The sequence below is a fragment of the Saprospiraceae bacterium genome (assembly GCA_016709995.1).
GTDB lineage: Bacteria > Bacteroidota > Bacteroidia > Chitinophagales > Saprospiraceae > JADJLQ01.
In genome coordinates this window covers 271,323-287,568 of sequence record JADJLQ010000001.1, presented here as the reverse complement: position 1 = coordinate 287,568, position 16,246 = coordinate 271,323, and the positions used below count along the sequence as shown (strand labels likewise).

Sequence of the window (16,246 nt, the reverse complement as noted above, 5' to 3'; positions counted from 1 at the left end):
TTATTAAATACTATCCTATTCAACGATAAAATCCAGGCTATTTCATACCTTTGCGGCCTTTAAGATTACATATTTAAATATTTATAATGGAAACAATACATGCAAAACTCCCTTACAAAGTAAAAGACATGTCTTTGGCTGATTGGGGTCGCAAAGAAATACTCCTGGCAGAAGCAGAAATGCCCGGTCTAATAGCACTGAGAGAACAATACGGAGTGTCCAAACCTTTACAAGGAACTCGTATAGCCGGATGTCTGCACATGACCATACAGACTGCCGTACTCATAGAGACGCTCGTCGCATTAGGCGCTGAAGTAAGCTGGTCTTCTTGCAATATATTTTCTACCCAGGATCATGCGGCTGCCGCTATTGCTGCTGCAGGTGTACCGGTATTTGCCTGGAAAGGATTGACCAATGAAGAATACGAATGGTGCATTGAACAGACTTTGTTTGCCTTTAAAGATGGCAAACCACTTAATATGATCCTCGATGACGGCGGAGATCTGACTAATGTAGTGCTTGATCAATATCCAGAACTGGTCGCTGGTCTTGGTGGTATCAGTGAAGAGACGACGACCGGTGTCCATAGATTGTACGAGCGTGTAGGTAAAGGCACCCTGCCAGTACCAGCTATCAATGTAAATGATTCTGTGACTAAGTCTAAATTTGACAATAAATATGGTTGTAGAGAGAGCTGTGTAGACGCAATCAGACGAGCAACAGATTTGATGCTTGCTGGAAAAGTTGCAGTAGTGGCAGGATATGGAGATGTTGGCAAAGGATCTGCTGCTTCACTCAGAGGTGCTGGCTGCAGAGTGATCATTACCGAAATCGACCCTATTTGTGCACTACAAGCAGCTATGGACGGTTTTGAAGTTAAAAAGATGTCTAAAGCGCTGCCAGAAGCCAATATCCTTGTAACCGCCACTGGCTGTCTCAATGTGGTGACGGGTGAGCACTTCAAACTCATGAAAGACAAAGCAGTCGTGTGCAATATAGGTCACTTTGACAATGAAATCGATGTAGCCTGGCTCAATAAAAACTATGGCCAGACTAAAGATCAAATCAAGCCACAGGTAGACATGTACAACATAGATGGCAATGACATTATCTTATTGGCTGAAGGAAGATTGGTCAATCTGGGTTGTGCGATGGGGCATCCATCCTTCGTGATGTCTACTTCATTTACCAACCAGGTATTAGCTCAAATCGAACTTTGGACTAATCGTGACAAGTATGATAACAAAGTCTACATGTTGCCTAAACATCTTGATGAAATGGTTGCCAGGCTGCATCTTGAAAAAATTGGTGTCGAACTGGATACGTTGGATACCGAACAGGCGGATTACCTCGGAATCAAAACTGAAGGTCCTTATAAACCTGATTATTACAGATACTAATTTTAGTTAAAATATCATCCAGGTCCGGAGGTAGACTATTTGTAGTTACTTCCGGATTTTTTATTAAAGGATGGTTAATATTGCAGTCAAATGAATTCAGAGTTTTATACTTTTTTTCAACTTGGCATACAGCACATTGCCGACATCAAAGCCTATGACCATATCCTCTTTATTGTAGCGCTTTGCGCAATATATACGCCTTCGGACTGGCGCAAAGTTTTGGTATTGGTGACCGCCTTTACCATTGGCCATTCCCTGACCTTAGGGCTTTCAGCATTGAATATCCTGGTCTTTCCATCAAAGATTATTGAGTTTCTTATACCGGTGACTATACTGATCACTGCTATCTTAAATCTTACAGTAGCCAGACCAGGACTCAAGATGACCTGGTGGAAATATGTATTACCCATGTTTTTTGGATTTATCCATGGAAGTGGCTTCTCTAATTATTTTAAAAGCTTATTAGGTAAAGAAGAAAACATTATCAAACCACTATTTTCATTTAATGTAGGCATAGAGGTCGGTCAGATCGGTATTGTATTGAGTTTGATGACACTTACCTGGGTGGTGTTGAGAATAGTTAAAAATGGATTTCCAATTTGGTCAAAATTATTGTCTATCCTGGCTGGTCTGGTGGCCCTATATTTGATGTACGAAACTAAGTTTTGGTGATTCTTGTTTATTAATGCATCATATCAAGAAAAAAATGATTACAAACTGGTCACTTTATATAATTTTATCCTTGGTCAGCCTCGCCGGCAAAGGTGTTGATTGTTCCTCAGATTATTTTCACGCTATTCACCTAAGCAAATGTGAAATCCAATATAATGCTGATGCCAACACGCTGGAAGTAGCCACCCAAATCTACCTGGATGACCTTCAGACAGTCTTGGCCAAAGAAGGCGCCAGCGATCTGCACCTTTGTACTGACAAAGAAGTGAGCACCGCTGAAGCTGTTTTGTCAAAATATCTTGATAAAAAACTTCAAATTCAAATCGACAACAAAGCCACTGCCGGCAAGTTTATTGGCAAGGAAGCTTCAGAGGATCAACTAGCTGTGTGGTCATATATGGAGTATCCAATGCCGTCCAATTTTAATCAGATAAAAGTAAAATATAATGTGCTGATGGAGTTATATGATGATCAAAAAAACATCATCAATATCAAAGTCAAAGGCAAAACAGGTTATATGCTGTTCAACTCCAAACACTTTGAAGAATCAGTGAATTATTAATGGCACATGAAGAAGGTTGTAGATACAAGCCATAGAATCATCAAAGGCATCTTTATTTTTCCTATCAGGGCCTACCAATATTTACTTTCTCCTTTACTTGGTGCCAACAAATGCAGGTATGACCCAACTTGTTCACACTATATGATCCAGGCAATCGACGAGTGGGGCGTAATCAAGGGTTCCTGGCTGGGCATCAAAAGAATAGCAAGGTGCCATCCATGGGGAAGCTGGGGATATGATCCGGTGCCAAAGAAAGCAGATTCCATCAAAAAATCATAAGGAGTCACCTATTCGATCAAGTACCTGACCCTAAAAAAAGCAAAGGCTACCATCTTTGGTAGCCTTTGCTTTTTTTAGGGTCATTCTGCTTTAGAACATAACCATCCTTCTAGAGTGGGTTTTGAACGATCTGTGGGTTGGCATTGAGTTCATCCCTGGGAAATAAAAATTCCCACTGTTTATCCCCTGCCGGTACATCAAAGATCAAACAAAGCGCGGATTGATGATTAGCTCCATTTCTGTTTAAGGGCAGGTTTAATCGCTTCAGGTCGGTAAATCGGAATCCCTCGCCCCAAAGCTCCACTCTACGCTGAATCATGATTTCCTCGATCAGCTCGGTTCCAGTTTTGGTGGATTTGACATAGTTGGGATCCCGGTTTTTGGCCAAGATAAACAATACATCTTGTGCGCCGGAATTATCATTACTTCTGGCTTTGGCTTCTGCTTCTATGAGGTACATCTCGCCTGCGCGCATGTAGGGTACATCTCCAACGCTATTACTAGAACTACTGGCCAAAAATTTTTGTGTCATATATGGCTTTTTCAGCCCTCCTGGAGGAGTGATGGCGGAGGCACTTCCGGTGGGATCCCAGCATTTTTTTCTAACATCGGTATCGGAGATCATTTTGTACAAAGTCGAATTGATGGCTTTGGGATTGGTCCTGATGTTGGTAGAATTAAAATTGCAGGATACATAGGCAAAATAAGAATAGAAAAAAGTAGTTTGCTCATCTATCTGATCGCTACCCCACATCCATTCCTGGTTGCTCACATTATTAAAGCCACTTAAATAGTCTGCGTTTGTCATAAGATTAAATCCTGCACGAGCCTCAGCTGCAAATTTGGCAGCATTTGGATAGTCCTGTTGAGCCAGATATACCCTGGCTTTGATGCCTTTGGCCACTTGCCCGTTAAAATGGGATTTGTTCTTTCGGGAAGTTGCAGGCAAAAAACTAATCGCATCATCCAAATCCTTGTGCACTTGAGTGTAAACCTCTTCTACTGCAGCCCGAGTCTGACCTTCACTGGTCGGCGTAAGCATCAGCGGCACCCCTAATTGAGTATTAGGTGCTTTTGACTTGTCATATCTCTGTCCATACAATTGTACCAATTGAAAGTGTGACCATGCACGATATACCAGAGCCTGTCCCTTGATGGCGTTTATCTCAGCGGGATCTGCAGCGATCCCATCAATATTGGCGATGATGAGGTTGGCATTGCCAATCAACCTGTAATAAACTGCATAGGGATATTTACTTAATGCGCTGGTCTCGCTTCTATGGTCCAGCCATTTATATGAATTGTTAAACCAACCATTTCCAACAGCAGTCATCACATAATCTTCTCCAAGAACATCCCTGTTGAGATTGAGATTGCCTTCGCCACCTTCGCCTTGATTGGCATATTGCACGTATAATGCACGATGGATGCCATTTAGTGCGGCCCATGCATTGGTAATGTTTTGAAAAGCAGCGCTGGAAGATACCAAGTCTGTGGGAGTGGTATCCAGATAGTCATCTCCACATGAAGCTAAAATAAAAAGCGTTGCTACAATTATTGATAGTTTTAAATATTTCATTTTCAATAAAATTTGAGTTTAGAAATTTATGTTTACGCCCCCACTGATTATTCGGGCGGGTATAAATTCATTTGAGGTGACCCCGGTAAACGATTCTTCCGGATTCATGCCTGTTCTTTTTGAAAACATTTTTAGGTTTTCAGCATTTAAAAATACGCGAGCACCAGAAATCTTCATTTTATTAACCACTTTCTTAGAAAAGGTATAAGCCAATTCGACATTGCGAATATTGATAAAAGAAGCATCCGTAAGCCATCTGTCAGATTGAGCTCCAAAAACTGCTGTCTGAGAAACATCCATACGAGGTATATTGGTGATATCTCCTTCTGTCTGCCATCTTCTGAGAAGATCCTTATGCAAAGCTGCACCATAGTTGCCTGAAGACATCAAGGTAGCATAAGTTGCATCATAAGTAAGTCCTCCCCTTTGGTAAGTCAACAGTGTTGAAAGCGATAGCCCTTTATAAGTGAAAGTATTGTGACGCTACCATAAAAATCCGGGATAGCAGATCCGGCATAATGAAATCGTGCATTATTTTGACTACTAGATACGGAATCTCCATTGGCTAGAACTTTGGTATTGCTGGCACTAAATGCATTGGCTGTATATAATCCATTACCATTAGCAGGATCTACTCCATACCAGTCTCTCAACCAATAGTCGTAGATAGAATGTCCCACACTAAGTTTTTTGGTGCCAGAGATGATTTCTTCTTGAGGCAATTTGGTGATTTGATTTTTTAGTGCAGTGACATTAAAATTGATGTTCCAGTTAAAATTTTTAGTCCTTATGATGTCAGAAAAAAGATTAAGCTCTACTCCCCGATTAAACATAGATCCAACGTTTTTGATTTGAGAAGTAATACCTGCTGATATTGGAAGCGGGACCTGGAACAACAGGTTATCGGATTTTCTATCAAAATATTCTATTGTGCCACCAAGTCTACTTTTAAAAACTTCAAATTCAAGCGCCACATCAAAGGTGGTATTGGATTCCCATTCAAGATCTTCGTTGCCCAGGCTGTTTTGGATGATACCGGGTTCGGCAGCATTGTTAAATCCAATGGTATATAATGGTTGTGATGGATATAATAAAGTAAGCCCATCAGGATCGAGTACTCCGTCATTGCCGGTCACTCCATAGGAAGTTCTCAGTTTTAAAGCATTGATCCAGGATATATTCTTAATAAATGATTCCTGATCCATTCTCCAGGCTGCACTGGCAGAATAAAAATCACCCCACCTGTTTTTCTTGGAAAACTTAGAAGACCCATCTGTTCTGTAAGATAAAGTGGCAAAATATTTATTGTCTATATCATACATCAGTCTTGAGAAATAACTTTCGATTTTATATTTATTTGCCTCCGACCTGGATGTAGTGGTGGTCGTAAAATTGACCAATTCTATATTTCCTTCCAGGATCTGTCCGGCTCTGAATCCTCGCAAATTATCATCCTTGTAGTCAAAATTTTCATGGCCAAACAGGAAATCAAAATTGTGTCTACCGAATGCTTTGCTATAATTAAGCAACTGGTTAAGAGTAAAACTGGTCACATTAGCGTACTGTTTATCTGAGCGGCCACCTGGAGCTCCGTCACCAATAATGGCATTGTCATAATCATAATCTGTGCGGTTGGATGCATCTACAGTCACATTAGTAGTAAATTTAAAATCCTTCAAAAAGCTGATTTCGCCATAGGTACGTGCACCCCAGGCATTACGATTAAAAAACTCCTGGTTTAATTCTGTTTCAGCCACAATGTGACGACCTCCATATCCTCCTCCAGGTCTATTAGGCAATCCTAATGCACTGAGATTTCCAAAATCATATTGTTTTTCTCCCAGACCATTTAACAAGTATTGGCCCGGATTAGCTGGATCATAAGCATATACTGGAAAGATAGGACCAATGTTTCTGGCGAAGTTAAAAGGATTGACAAATGCGGTCCCTCCGGTAGACGAAGCCAGATTGGATTTTACAAAAGTACCACTGAGATTGAGACCGGTTCTGAACCAAGGCAAAGCCTGATTATTGATATTGACTCTTCCGGTATACCTTTTAAAATCGGACCTGACCAAAAAAGACTTTTCATCAAGATAACCTAATGAAATCAAATAATCCATTTTTCCTTGTCCTCCGGATATATTGACAGAAGCATCATTTCGATTTCCTTGACGGGTGATGAATTTTTGCCAATCCAGGTCCTCAGGATTATAGATGAGACTGGCTGCTGGATTGAGTTTTCCATCTGTACCTACGACTGTGTTTCCTGCGACATTGAATGGATTGTAAGCCAATAGACCAGCAATATCCTTTGTAGCCGTCTCACTGGCTGTAGCTATTGCTACCGGATTGGATGCACGAAAAGCAAGGCTATTTCTATATGCTTCCCACATCAATGGATAATATTGAAAAGCATCGACACGCTCATACTCAGGGAGCGCTCTAGAAGATACTCCACGACTTAATTTAAGACTTACATTGTTGTGTCCAATTTTACCTTTTTTGGTGGTGATCATGACCACTCCATTTGCAGCTCTGGATCCATACAAAGCAGTAGAGGCGGCATCTTTTAGAATAGATATACTTTCCACATCGTCGGCATTTATATTGGCTACATTGCCTGAAAAAGGAACGCCATCCACTACAAATAAAGGTGCATTAGATGCATTCACAGAACCGAAACCTCTTACTCTGATCGCTGGAGCACTTCCTGGCTGTCCATTGACTGCATTGGTCTGCACACCTGGAGCGGCACCTACCAAAGCAGATGCCACATTGCCCAAAGAGCGATTGCTCAATTGTTCACTGCTGATCGTATTGGCCGATCCAGTAAAGTTTGATCTTTTTACCGTACCGTAAGCTACTACCACTACTTCTGATACCCCGAGTACTCCTGATTCTATCGTAATGACCAGATCTTCGGCTGATGTAACTATATGCTCTTTGGACTGAAATCCAACATAACTAAACTGAATGACATCATTGAGCTGAGCATCGATAGAAAATCTACCATCTATATCTGTAATGGTGCCATTTTGAGTACCCTTCACCAAGACATTGGCACCGATCAATGGTTGTTGGGATTCATCCTGTAGGAGGCCTGTGATTTTAATCTGAGCTTCGGCGAAATGGGTCATAAAAACCATTATGCCAATGCTCAAAAATCGATTTAGTAATCTTTTGGACATATTGTTTTAATTGTTTGATTTAGAGAGAGCGATGGAGGTTAAATTCTGAAAATAACCTCGTGAAAATCTTTTAAATAAACTCCAGTCAACTATTTTGTTATTCAATAAAATTGATCAACAAAACTTTGATTAAAGTGTAATAAAGATCCGACTTAGAGTAAGCCCTTCTATCCTGGAATTTCGAAAAATTCAGGTATCATGCAGTATAACGATATCACTGAGCAAAATGCTCCTTGTATTGTTAAAGATTTTAAGGACAGAGACTCGTAACTAAAAATTTAAAATAATGCACTGTATATCTGCATATTAGAAGGACTCTGATCTAAGCCAGGTTGTGAAACACCTTTTGCACATCATCATCTTCCTCCATTTTTGCAACCAGCTTCAGTACATCCTCAGCTTTTTCATCCTCCAGGGAAGTTGTATTTAATGGTATCCATTCCATTTCTGAGGAGATCGGAATGATATTTTTGTCTTCAAGTGCTTTTTGCATAGTACCAAACTCATTAAAAGGGACTCTGATCACTATTACGGGTTCATCGTTTTCTCCTGTACCCTCCCCCATTTCTTCCAAACCAAAGTCAATAAGCTCCATTTCGAGGTCTTCAATCTGGATGCCTTCCGGGTGCAATTTGAATACACCCATTTTGTTAAACATAAAGCTGACAGACCCATGGGTCCCGAGGCTGCCACCATACTTATTAAACAGTGCCCTCACGTTGGCTACAGTCCTGGTATTATTGTCTGTAGCTGCTTCTACCAATACAGCTACTCCACCTGGACCATATCCTTCAAACATGACTTCGTCATAGCTGGCCTGATCTTTTCCGCTAGCTCTTTTGATGGCGCTTTCGATGCGGTCTTTGGGCATATTGACCGACTTGGCATTGGCCATGCACCGTCTTAATTGAGCATTTCCATCAGGATCCGGTCCTCCGGCTTTAACAGCAATAATGATTTCTTTACCTATGCGTGTAAATTGTTTAGCCATACGGTCGTACCTGGCAAACATTTTCGACTTTCTTACTTCGAATATTCGACCCATAATTTGATTTTAGAGCCGCAAAAATAGGATTTTATCTGTTATAAACTTTCTTCAAATTAGCGCTTTACCTGTAAAGAATTTGGCTGCTAAAACCGATATCTCAGATTAAAATCAATAATGAATGGCTGCTGTCCCGACCCTTTTAATGATAATTGGCTAAACCCGCCATTATTAGGCCGATCGGCAGCGCTCTGTAATACGCTACCAGACCCAGACTGAAAAGGCTTTGAAACAAGTCCTGCATTTAACCCTAAACGACTGTTTAGCATGTATCCCGCTTGAAGATACAGTGAAGTACGATGGAGTGAAGCAGCATTGTCTACCATAAATGTTCCGGCATTCGTAATACTATTGGTGAGACCATTATTAACTGGTGTCGCATATTGAATCAATAGTTTGTCTTGATTTTTACTAAAACTTCGTCTGAAATCAAAACCAGATTCCAGGTGGAAACGAGGGAAAACATTCCATCCCAAACCCGCCTGCAACATTCCCATCAGGCTTGCAGATTCCTGATAAGTCACTTTATCATTAGTAGATATAAACAAAGTATCATGCCTATATCCGGTCAAACTATTTGAAGCATCAAGAAACACCTTAGAAGAATTGACCGTGTACAGTGATCCTGCATCTAATTGTTTTAAAGCCCCAGGAGCAGAGCTCTGAAATGAACCTGGCTGACCTTTAGCCGTCAAGGCACTTTTTTTAGCATATTGAATGGCTAAGCCGGCATTTAAATTGAGGTATAGTTTGGAGCTTAGGTTAATGGGCTTTCCCGCTAGTATACTTGAGGTCCAATGTTTATCACTCATATAGGCTGTACCGGCCTGAAGATGCCCACTGAACTTATCTTTGGAGGTAGCTGCGAGTAAAACAGGAGCCTCAAATTGCTTAAACAATATTTTTGAGCCCAGAGAGCTATCATCAACTTTGGCACCCAAGATGGCTATGCTTCTATAAGGCAATAATTCATAATGCAGCAAACTTCTGGGTGCAGCCAAGGAAAGAACTGTGGCTTTTGATTCGTCTTTGGCATAAGCACTCTCAGGCCCTTCTGAAAAATACCCAGAAATCGAAGTATAAGCATCAGAAGTCGCATGACCTGTGCGAGTTTCCAGTGTAGAATTAGTTTTTGATTTTGTTTGCTGGTGCGTAGCGGGAGTAGAAACATAATCCTTCGTGGTGGAAGGTATTGACCTTTCTCTGGATAATATACCTTTTTTAAGATTTGAATCAGCTTCGGAAATATCTTTTTGAACGGCGGGTGTAGATTCTTCAGGTGATTGAGATGTATTTGACACATCGACCTTTGCCAGGGGAGCATCCTCCTTGGCATCATTAAAATTGGTCTGCAGCGCTACTTCCATCAGTTTGTCATCAGGAACAGATGACGGTGACACAGGCAACTGTTTTGACATTTCAGGAATTGAAGGCTGCATTTCAATCAATGGCCCAAAAAAAGCATACCCTGCAAACAACCCTGCCCCTAATAAAAAAACCACCCATAAAACTCTTTTATCTTTTTTCTTCTGAGGTAGTTCGATGTCGAGCTGATTTTTCAGATTAGCCCACCCAAGATCTTCCCGTCTTTTGAGTGTTTTTTTATCTGTTTGTGTATTATTCTGCATCATATTTTGTTTGAATAAAATATATCTGAAATCTCCATTAGTATCATCTACCTGGTTTTTATTGATTTGCTATTAGGGTCCTTTTGATGGTTTATTTTTTCTTTAAGCAAGGTTCTTGCCTGATTGAGATACCATTTAGAAGTGCCCTCACTCACATTTATTTTTTTTGCAATTTCCTGGTGAGAATACCCCTCCAATGCAAACATATTGAACACTGTCTTATGGGTGTCCGGCAAAGCGCTAATATGTGAAAGCAATTCTTCAGTATCCCAATGACCCACTGCCGATTCATCGAGAATCTGACGCACATCATCCAACTCAATAAATCTTGGACTTTTTTTAGATCTGAAGTGATCGACCACACAATGGAACATGATCTTTCTCAACCAACCTTCGAAAGAGCCAGTAAACTGGTATTTGTCGATACTTTTAAAAACTTTGATAAAAGCATCATGAGTAATCTCCTGTACCAGGTCCTCGTCTGAGGTATAGCGGAGACCCATATAGAACAAGGTTTTAAAATATTTTCGATATAAAGCTTCCTGGCACCTCCTGTCATTGGAGACGCAACCACTCACTAAAGTGGCATCATCAAGCTTTTTAGCTGAAAATATTCCCATGCAGGTCAGTGTAGGTTAATACCCAATTTGAATTCGGTGCGTCTAAAATAAATGTCTTCATCCACAAAAGTACTGCCTTCCATATAGCCGTAATAAGCTTTTTGCAATAATACACCTACGCCAATGACCCACCCTAATTTTCTGGCAGTACCAAATTCATAGCCAAAAAACGGGTTTATAAACAGTCCTCCCTTTTTATCCACCAGGCCAGTAAGATAATTTTTTGCGGCCAGACCATGCCCAATTTTTAAACTTATGAGAGGACTACTGTAATTTTTGATCATTCTCCATCTGGCTTCTCCAAATAAAGGCAAGATCAATCTGCGGGCATTCAGATCATAATTGTACATACCTACCCCTGCACCGAGTGCTATTTGACTATTTATATAATAATGCCCTGCCATGGATACCCCCGTCGAAACTTTGGTTGTACCAATATTCCATTGACCATTATTGACGCCCATGATCTCCGTTGAAAGACCCCATCGATACCCAGGACTGCTATAATTCAGACTGTTTTTTTGGTTTTCAAAGGATAAAATCGCAAGATCTCTTGTTCTTTGACATTGATCAAAGTGCCATTGTCCAATTTGATCGTGTACGGCCCGTCCAGGTTTTTTTCGACGATCTGACCAATAATCGAAGTGCCGTTTCTTTTGACAAACCGATATTTCAAATAAATCGGTTCTTCTTGTGCGGATATCGCAAAATATAATAGCAGCCCAATCAGTCCTAGGATTATTTTCTTCATAATGATTAGTTTTTGACCACAGGTATTAAACTGATTGATTTAATATTCTTAGGATCACTGGCGTCTAACTGCAAGAGTCCGTTTTCACCTACTACGATTAAATGGGCAGCATCCAGCGCTATCACATCATAAGCATGAAATGAAGTTAGATGACTGAGCTGATGTTTATCAATGGCATTATTATCTTTCACATCAAAGACTTTAAAGCCATAGTCTCCTTCGCATAGATATAGAACATCCTCTACGATCGATAAACCATGAGGATTGGACATGGCGTATTTTTTGATTAATCTTGGTGAAGTAATATTGGTGATATCTACTACATCCAGTTCATTTGTAAAGTTTTCACACCTGGTCCCATTTCTTAAAGTGATATAAGCTATATCGCCTTCAACATAGACTGGATCGCACGCCCGCGCGTGGGAGAAAGTACTCAGCAAAGTAGGTGCTTCTGGGTTTTTATTGTCCATGATATACATGCCACTCTGAGCGCCAATAAACAATTTGTCTTTATAAGGAAAAAGTGTTTCGACATTCCATGCGACCGATACTGACTTTCCTTCTTTAGGATTCTTTGCGTCATCAATATAGATCACATGCAGATCTGATTGATCTATTGCATAGAGGTAAGGATCAACTATTCCAAATCTTGAAAAAGAGCCTGCTATACCTACCGAAGCACCACTAGCCCCTGATGATCCAGGTGTTTTGATACTACTCTGTGCAGCTACATCAGCACTAAACCAAAATACACCTCCGCCACCAGGAAAACTGTTTTGACCAAATCCTTGTTGGTTACAGTCCAGCACCTGGGTCACGTTGGTTCGTGAATACCCAATCAGGATGGGTTGATTGTCCACATTGGCGCTCCATCCATATGATCGGTTAAAAACAGCATTTAGCCGTTTGAGTAGTTTTGGTGCGGTGACATCACTAATATCTATGGCCAGCATATCGATAGCATTGTCAGCATAAAGCACATTTTCTTTCACCGCCATGTCCATATTGCCGGCTATCGTGATAAAAGAAACATTTTGAGGGCTTGCAGGATTTCTGTTATCTATGATGTGAATACCTTCCGCTATTTCGTTGACGAGAAGATAATGACCATACACATAGATTTTGCCGGGATTCTTCAGTTCCTGAGCTTGACCAACTTTAAACTCAGATCTGATGGCATTGGCGGTCTTATAGATAGGATCAAATCTGACAAATTTTTGATGGCTGATACAGTCATCCTTAAAACAGGAGGTGAAGGAAATAAGTAAAAATAAGAGCAAAAAGCAGACTGATTGTTTCATAAAATTTGATTTATACCTGTTGAGACGGAAATAAATCCATTAACGTTGGAGCTAGAGTCTTCTTATTCAGCAAAACCTTCTTATTTTGATACAGAATTGATAAAAACTTAACAAATGCAAAGAACTATCGGCTGGTTTAAGGATGCCATCATCTACCAGGTACATGTCAAGACCTACCGTGACACGAATGGTGATGGTATAGGAGATTTTGCGGGGTTGATCAGCAAGCTGGATTATATCAGAGATCTCGGTGTCAACACTATCTGGGTCATGCCCTTTTATCCCAGTCCATTACGAGATGACGGATATGATATCGCCGATTATTACAATATAAATAAAAGATACGGAGACCTCAATGATCTCAAAGAGCTTATCAGTCAAGCTCATGCCAGAGGCCTGAGGATCATCACAGAACTCGTTATCAACCACACCTCTGACCAACACCCTTGGTTTGCAAGAGCCAAAGCTGCGCCTCCCGGTTCATCTCACCGCAATTTTTATGTCTGGTCAGATGACCCTACCAGGTATAAGGAAGTTCGCATCATATTTACAGATTATGAACCCTCTAACTGGTCCAAAGATGAGGATACCGGCATGTACTATTGGCATCGGTTTTTTAGTCATCAACCTGACCTTAATTTTGACAATCCAGAAGTGCAAACAGAGATTTTTAAGATTCTGGATTATTGGGCTGCCATGGGAGTCGATGGATTCAGACTGGACGCAATACCCTACCTATTTGAGCGGGAAGGTACCTCCGGAGAAAATTTACCAGAGACCCATGATTTTCTAAAAAAACTTCGTACTCACATGGACAAGCATCATGAGGGATTGTTGTTCCTGGCGGAGGCCAATATGTGGCCGGAAGACTCAGCTTCGTACTTTTCAGATGGTGATGAGTGTCATATGAATTATCATTTTCCACTGATGCCCCGACTCTATCTTGCATTGAAAAAAGCTGATCGCACACCTATTGAATATATCATGAATCGGACACCTAGCATACCTGATGCTTGTCAATGGGCTATATTCCTACGATGTCATGACGAGCTTACTTTGGAGATGGTCACTGATGAAGATCGCTTGTATATGCGTGAAAATTATGCACCCGATCACCGGGCTCGAATCAATCTTGGCATCAGAAAAAGACTAGCCACTTTGATGGACAATGATGTGCGGCGTATCAAACTCATGAATGCGATGTTATTCTCTATGCCCGGTACCCCACTGATATACTATGGTGATGAGATAGGAATGGGTGATAATATATGGTTGGATGATCGTGATGGCTTACGAACGCCTATGCAATGGAATGAAAGCAAAAACGCAGGATTTTCAGAAGTCGAGTCTGAAAAACTATACCTCCCTGTCATTGTAGATGAAACATATCACTACACGAAAGTAAACGTAGAAGAATCTGAACTCCATGCAGATTCTCTACTCCATTGGATGCGCCGGATTATCCACATCCGCCGACAATATCATGTCTTTGGCCGGGGCAGTTTTACTTTTACCCAGGCAGATCATCCTTCTATATTATCCTATTGGCGAGAATATGCCGGCGAAAGAATATTGGTAGTGATCAATCTCAGCGATATGGAACAGCTCACTTCCATAGTTCTGGGCAAAGCCGGTTACCAGGGGGCCATGGAAGACTTATTGAGCAATGATCGGGTACACCCGGAGGACGGCACTTTAAACTTAAGACTTACTCCATATGAATTCAAATGGTTTTCCGAGATAGAAGTGGAGCGAATAGAGTTGTTGGAGGATAAGTTGGTGATGGGGATGGATTGATCCCAACCTACTTTACCAACTCGTCAATCAGTATCCTAAACTGCCCATCCGCCAAAAACTTAACCTCAGCCTGATCATCCATCAATACAGGATCCAGCGCCCACACATCTTTGATATCTGCTTTCATACTAAACCCTAAGGTCTTAATCTGTGAGAGTGCCTCCTTAAGATTCTTTTTACCTGAATCTATATAACTGCCTACATCATACACCATAAGCTCCTCTAGTTTTTTGTTGAGGTTTTTTTTGAGTATCCAGGAGGCCGCTTTGACTAAGATGTTTTTGGATTTAAGCGAATAATCCATATCCTTCAATTCAAATCGTCGTCTGATTTTATTGTACACCGGCACTCCTTCCAGCTCCAGCGTAGCTGGGTAGGTACCGGATACAAATGCTTCAACATGGACTTTTGGGCTGCGCCCGGTGATATGCAGTGAGTCTATGATCATGACTTTATTGCCGTCTCTAAATTCCTGATCTTTAAAATAATCCCTCAGCAATTGCTCTCCCCTTTGAAGTGGAAATCTCACAGTGAGTTCGATCAGCGAATCTTTTGCCAACTTATCGATTTGTTCGAAAGTAGGCAAAACCCCCGCGTAAGGCAATTCCGGCTTGGGGCCAAACTCAATATCCGTAATCGATCTGAATTCCAGCGAAGTCTGCACCGTGCCATCCACGGTATTGATAGGTACCATTTTGATCTTTTCAGGCTGTATGAGTAACCAGGAGACATGAGGTGTATCGGAGATTTGAATGGGCTGCTGAATTTTCCTCCAGGCAAGATCAACGTAATCCCTGAGCCTAAATCCGTCTTGCAACTGAGCATCAATATTTTTACAGACGATGTTTGCACTTCGACTCATTATTTTGTCTGCAATAAGTTCTATGGGTATGTTGATGATCCCAAGCTTGACTTTTGGAGTTTCGATCCATTCATGACTTATAATCGTCGTAGTCGTCTCGAATCGCCAGTCTTCCAGGATGGAATAATCCGTATTAAAGAATATGCGCATCGCACCTTCGGCTTTTACCCGACTGATACCAATATCTCTTTCGATGTGTAGTCTGAAAGGTACGTTATACATTAATTTATTTGGCAGGATGGAGAGTTGGACACTGTCCATTTTTTCTGCCCGTATGATCATTTTATCATCAGTGATATCATTGTCCTCATAAAGGATAGTTGGGATTAATAAATTGACCTGCCTGACAAGGGCATCAGAATCAATCAGTACTGGCAAACGGATCTCGGAAATCGAATTGATCGAACTCATGGCAGGAATATTGGTGGGTGAAGGTCCCGGTGAAGAGGAAGGCGCAGAAGGGCTCATGCCGACTGGTGGGGGTACAGATTTTTTACTACAGCTTATCCCAGCCAGCAAAAAAAGAATGAAACAAAAACATGTCGAAAACTTGTGATTC

The 16,246-nt window shown here is 41.1% G+C and carries 16 protein-coding genes; 6 read left to right on the top strand and 10 right to left on the bottom strand.

Features of this window, described 5'->3' with window-relative positions; genetic code table 11:
- The first annotated feature begins 86 nt into the window (after positions 1–86).
- The 4 genes from IPJ09_01270 (at position 87) to yidD (ending at position 2,913) form a co-directional block, all read left to right on the top strand.
- Positions 87–1,400 carry an adenosylhomocysteinase gene (locus IPJ09_01270; protein MBK7370081.1) on the top strand — a complete coding sequence of 438 codons (1,314 nt, stop codon included), beginning with the start codon at positions 87–89 and terminating at the stop codon, positions 1,398–1,400.
- 90 nt (positions 1,401–1,490) lie between these two features.
- Positions 1,491–2,072 (top strand): HupE/UreJ family protein, encoded by a 582-nt coding sequence (locus tag IPJ09_01265; protein ID MBK7370080.1) that lies wholly within the window; start codon positions 1,491–1,493, stop codon positions 2,070–2,072.
- A 34-nt stretch (positions 2,073–2,106) separates the two neighbouring features.
- On the top strand, positions 2,107–2,634 hold the full coding sequence (locus tag IPJ09_01260; protein MBK7370079.1) for a hypothetical protein: 528 nt from the start codon (positions 2,107–2,109) through the stop codon (positions 2,632–2,634).
- 6 nt (positions 2,635–2,640) lie between these two features.
- Entirely contained in the window at positions 2,641–2,913 is a 273-nt protein-coding gene (yidD, locus tag IPJ09_01255) for a membrane protein insertion efficiency factor YidD (GenBank protein ID MBK7370078.1), read from the top strand.
- 109 nt (positions 2,914–3,022) lie between these two features.
- On the opposite strand, the gene IPJ09_01250 is transcribed toward yidD, so the two are convergent.
- From IPJ09_01250 to IPJ09_01210, 9 genes are all read right to left on the bottom strand, one after another.
- Entirely contained in the window at positions 3,023–4,492 is a 1,470-nt protein-coding gene (locus IPJ09_01250) for a RagB/SusD family nutrient uptake outer membrane protein (GenBank protein MBK7370077.1), read from the bottom strand.
- An 18-nt stretch (positions 4,493–4,510) separates the two neighbouring features.
- Positions 4,511–4,930, bottom strand: a complete 420-nt coding sequence (locus IPJ09_01245; GenBank protein ID MBK7370076.1) for a hypothetical protein — start codon at positions 4,928–4,930, stop codon at positions 4,511–4,513.
- Positions 4,927–7,632, bottom strand: a complete 2,706-nt coding sequence (locus tag IPJ09_01240) for a SusC/RagA family TonB-linked outer membrane protein (protein ID MBK7370075.1) — start codon at positions 7,630–7,632, stop codon at positions 4,927–4,929. Before IPJ09_01240 ends, IPJ09_01245 begins: the two co-directional genes overlap by 4 nt.
- Before the next feature lie 373 nt (positions 7,633–8,005).
- Complete coding sequence (locus IPJ09_01235) at positions 8,006–8,728, bottom strand: YebC/PmpR family DNA-binding transcriptional regulator (protein MBK7370074.1); 723 nt, start codon at positions 8,726–8,728, stop codon at positions 8,006–8,008.
- Between the two features lie 86 nt (positions 8,729–8,814).
- On the bottom strand, positions 8,815–10,359 hold the full coding sequence (locus IPJ09_01230) for a hypothetical protein (protein MBK7370073.1): 1,545 nt from the start codon (positions 10,357–10,359) through the stop codon (positions 8,815–8,817).
- 44 nt (positions 10,360–10,403) lie between these two features.
- On the bottom strand, positions 10,404–10,976 hold the full coding sequence (locus IPJ09_01225; GenBank protein MBK7370072.1) for a sigma-70 family RNA polymerase sigma factor: 573 nt from the start codon (positions 10,974–10,976) through the stop codon (positions 10,404–10,406).
- Positions 10,977–10,981: 5 nt separating this feature from the next.
- Positions 10,982–11,440 (bottom strand): hypothetical protein, encoded by a 459-nt coding sequence (locus IPJ09_01220; GenBank protein MBK7370071.1) that lies wholly within the window; start codon positions 11,438–11,440, stop codon positions 10,982–10,984.
- 44 nt (positions 11,441–11,484) lie between these two features.
- Positions 11,485–11,727: a hypothetical protein gene (locus IPJ09_01215; GenBank protein ID MBK7370070.1), complete on the bottom strand. Its 243-nt coding sequence runs from the start codon at positions 11,725–11,727 to the stop codon at positions 11,485–11,487.
- A gap of 5 nt (positions 11,728–11,732) precedes the next feature.
- Positions 11,733–13,028: a hypothetical protein gene (locus tag IPJ09_01210; GenBank protein MBK7370069.1), complete on the bottom strand. Its 1,296-nt coding sequence runs from the start codon at positions 13,026–13,028 to the stop codon at positions 11,733–11,735.
- A gap of 114 nt (positions 13,029–13,142) precedes the next feature.
- Here IPJ09_01210 and treS point away from each other — a divergent pair, with 114 nt between their 5' ends.
- A complete protein-coding gene (gene treS / locus IPJ09_01205; protein ID MBK7370068.1) occupies positions 13,143–14,825 on the top strand; it encodes a maltose alpha-D-glucosyltransferase in 1,683 nt (560 codons plus the stop codon).
- A gap of 7 nt (positions 14,826–14,832) precedes the next feature.
- Here the strand turns inward: treS and IPJ09_01200 are convergent, their stop codons facing one another.
- Positions 14,833–16,098, bottom strand: coding sequence for a DUF4403 family protein (locus IPJ09_01200; protein MBK7370067.1), 1,266 nt, complete (start codon positions 16,096–16,098; stop codon positions 14,833–14,835).
- On the opposite strand from IPJ09_01200, the gene IPJ09_01195 reads away from it, so the two are divergent.
- The gene (locus IPJ09_01195) at positions 16,097–16,243 is read left to right on the top strand and encodes a hypothetical protein (GenBank protein MBK7370066.1); all 147 of its coding nucleotides are present in this window, start codon (positions 16,097–16,099) and stop codon (positions 16,241–16,243) included. The genes IPJ09_01200 and IPJ09_01195 overlap by 2 nt on opposite strands.
- The last annotated feature ends 3 nt before the right edge of the window (positions 16,244–16,246 follow it).

What these genes read in the sequence shown, in the direction of transcription:
- IPJ09_01270 (MBK7370081.1), top strand. Translation starts at nt 87, where the DNA reads ATGGAAACAATACATGCAAAACTCCCTTACAAAGTAAAAGACATGTCT.
- IPJ09_01265 (MBK7370080.1), top strand. Translation starts at nt 1,491, where the DNA reads ATGAATTCAGAGTTTTATACTTTTTTTCAACTTGGCATACAGCACATT.
- IPJ09_01260 (MBK7370079.1), top strand. Translation starts at nt 2,107, where the DNA reads ATGATTACAAACTGGTCACTTTATATAATTTTATCCTTGGTCAGCCTC.
- yidD (MBK7370078.1), top strand. Translation starts at nt 2,641, where the DNA reads ATGAAGAAGGTTGTAGATACAAGCCATAGAATCATCAAAGGCATCTTT.
- IPJ09_01250 (MBK7370077.1), bottom strand. Translation starts at nt 4,492, where the DNA reads ATGAAATATTTAAAACTATCAATAATTGTAGCAACGCTTTTTATTTTA.
- IPJ09_01240 (MBK7370075.1), bottom strand. Translation starts at nt 7,632, where the DNA reads ATGACCCATTTCGCCGAAGCTCAGATTAAAATCACAGGCCTCCTACAG.
- IPJ09_01235 (MBK7370074.1), bottom strand. Translation starts at nt 8,728, where the DNA reads ATGGGTCGAATATTCGAAGTAAGAAAGTCGAAAATGTTTGCCAGGTAC.
- IPJ09_01230 (MBK7370073.1), bottom strand. Translation starts at nt 10,359, where the DNA reads ATGATGCAGAATAATACACAAACAGATAAAAAAACACTCAAAAGACGG.
- IPJ09_01225 (MBK7370072.1), bottom strand. Translation starts at nt 10,976, where the DNA reads ATGGGAATATTTTCAGCTAAAAAGCTTGATGATGCCACTTTAGTGAGT.
- IPJ09_01220 (MBK7370071.1), bottom strand. Translation starts at nt 11,440, where the DNA reads ATGGGCGTCAATAATGGTCAATGGAATATTGGTACAACCAAAGTTTCG.
- IPJ09_01215 (MBK7370070.1), bottom strand. Translation starts at nt 11,727, where the DNA reads ATGAAGAAAATAATCCTAGGACTGATTGGGCTGCTATTATATTTTGCG.
- IPJ09_01210 (MBK7370069.1), bottom strand. Translation starts at nt 13,028, where the DNA reads ATGAAACAATCAGTCTGCTTTTTGCTCTTATTTTTACTTATTTCCTTC.
- treS (MBK7370068.1), top strand. Translation starts at nt 13,143, where the DNA reads ATGCAAAGAACTATCGGCTGGTTTAAGGATGCCATCATCTACCAGGTA.
- IPJ09_01195 (MBK7370066.1), top strand. Translation starts at nt 16,097, where the DNA reads ATGGCAGGAATATTGGTGGGTGAAGGTCCCGGTGAAGAGGAAGGCGCA.
- IPJ09_01200 (MBK7370067.1), bottom strand. Translation starts at nt 16,098, where the DNA reads ATGAGTTCGATCAATTCGATTTCCGAGATCCGTTTGCCAGTACTGATT.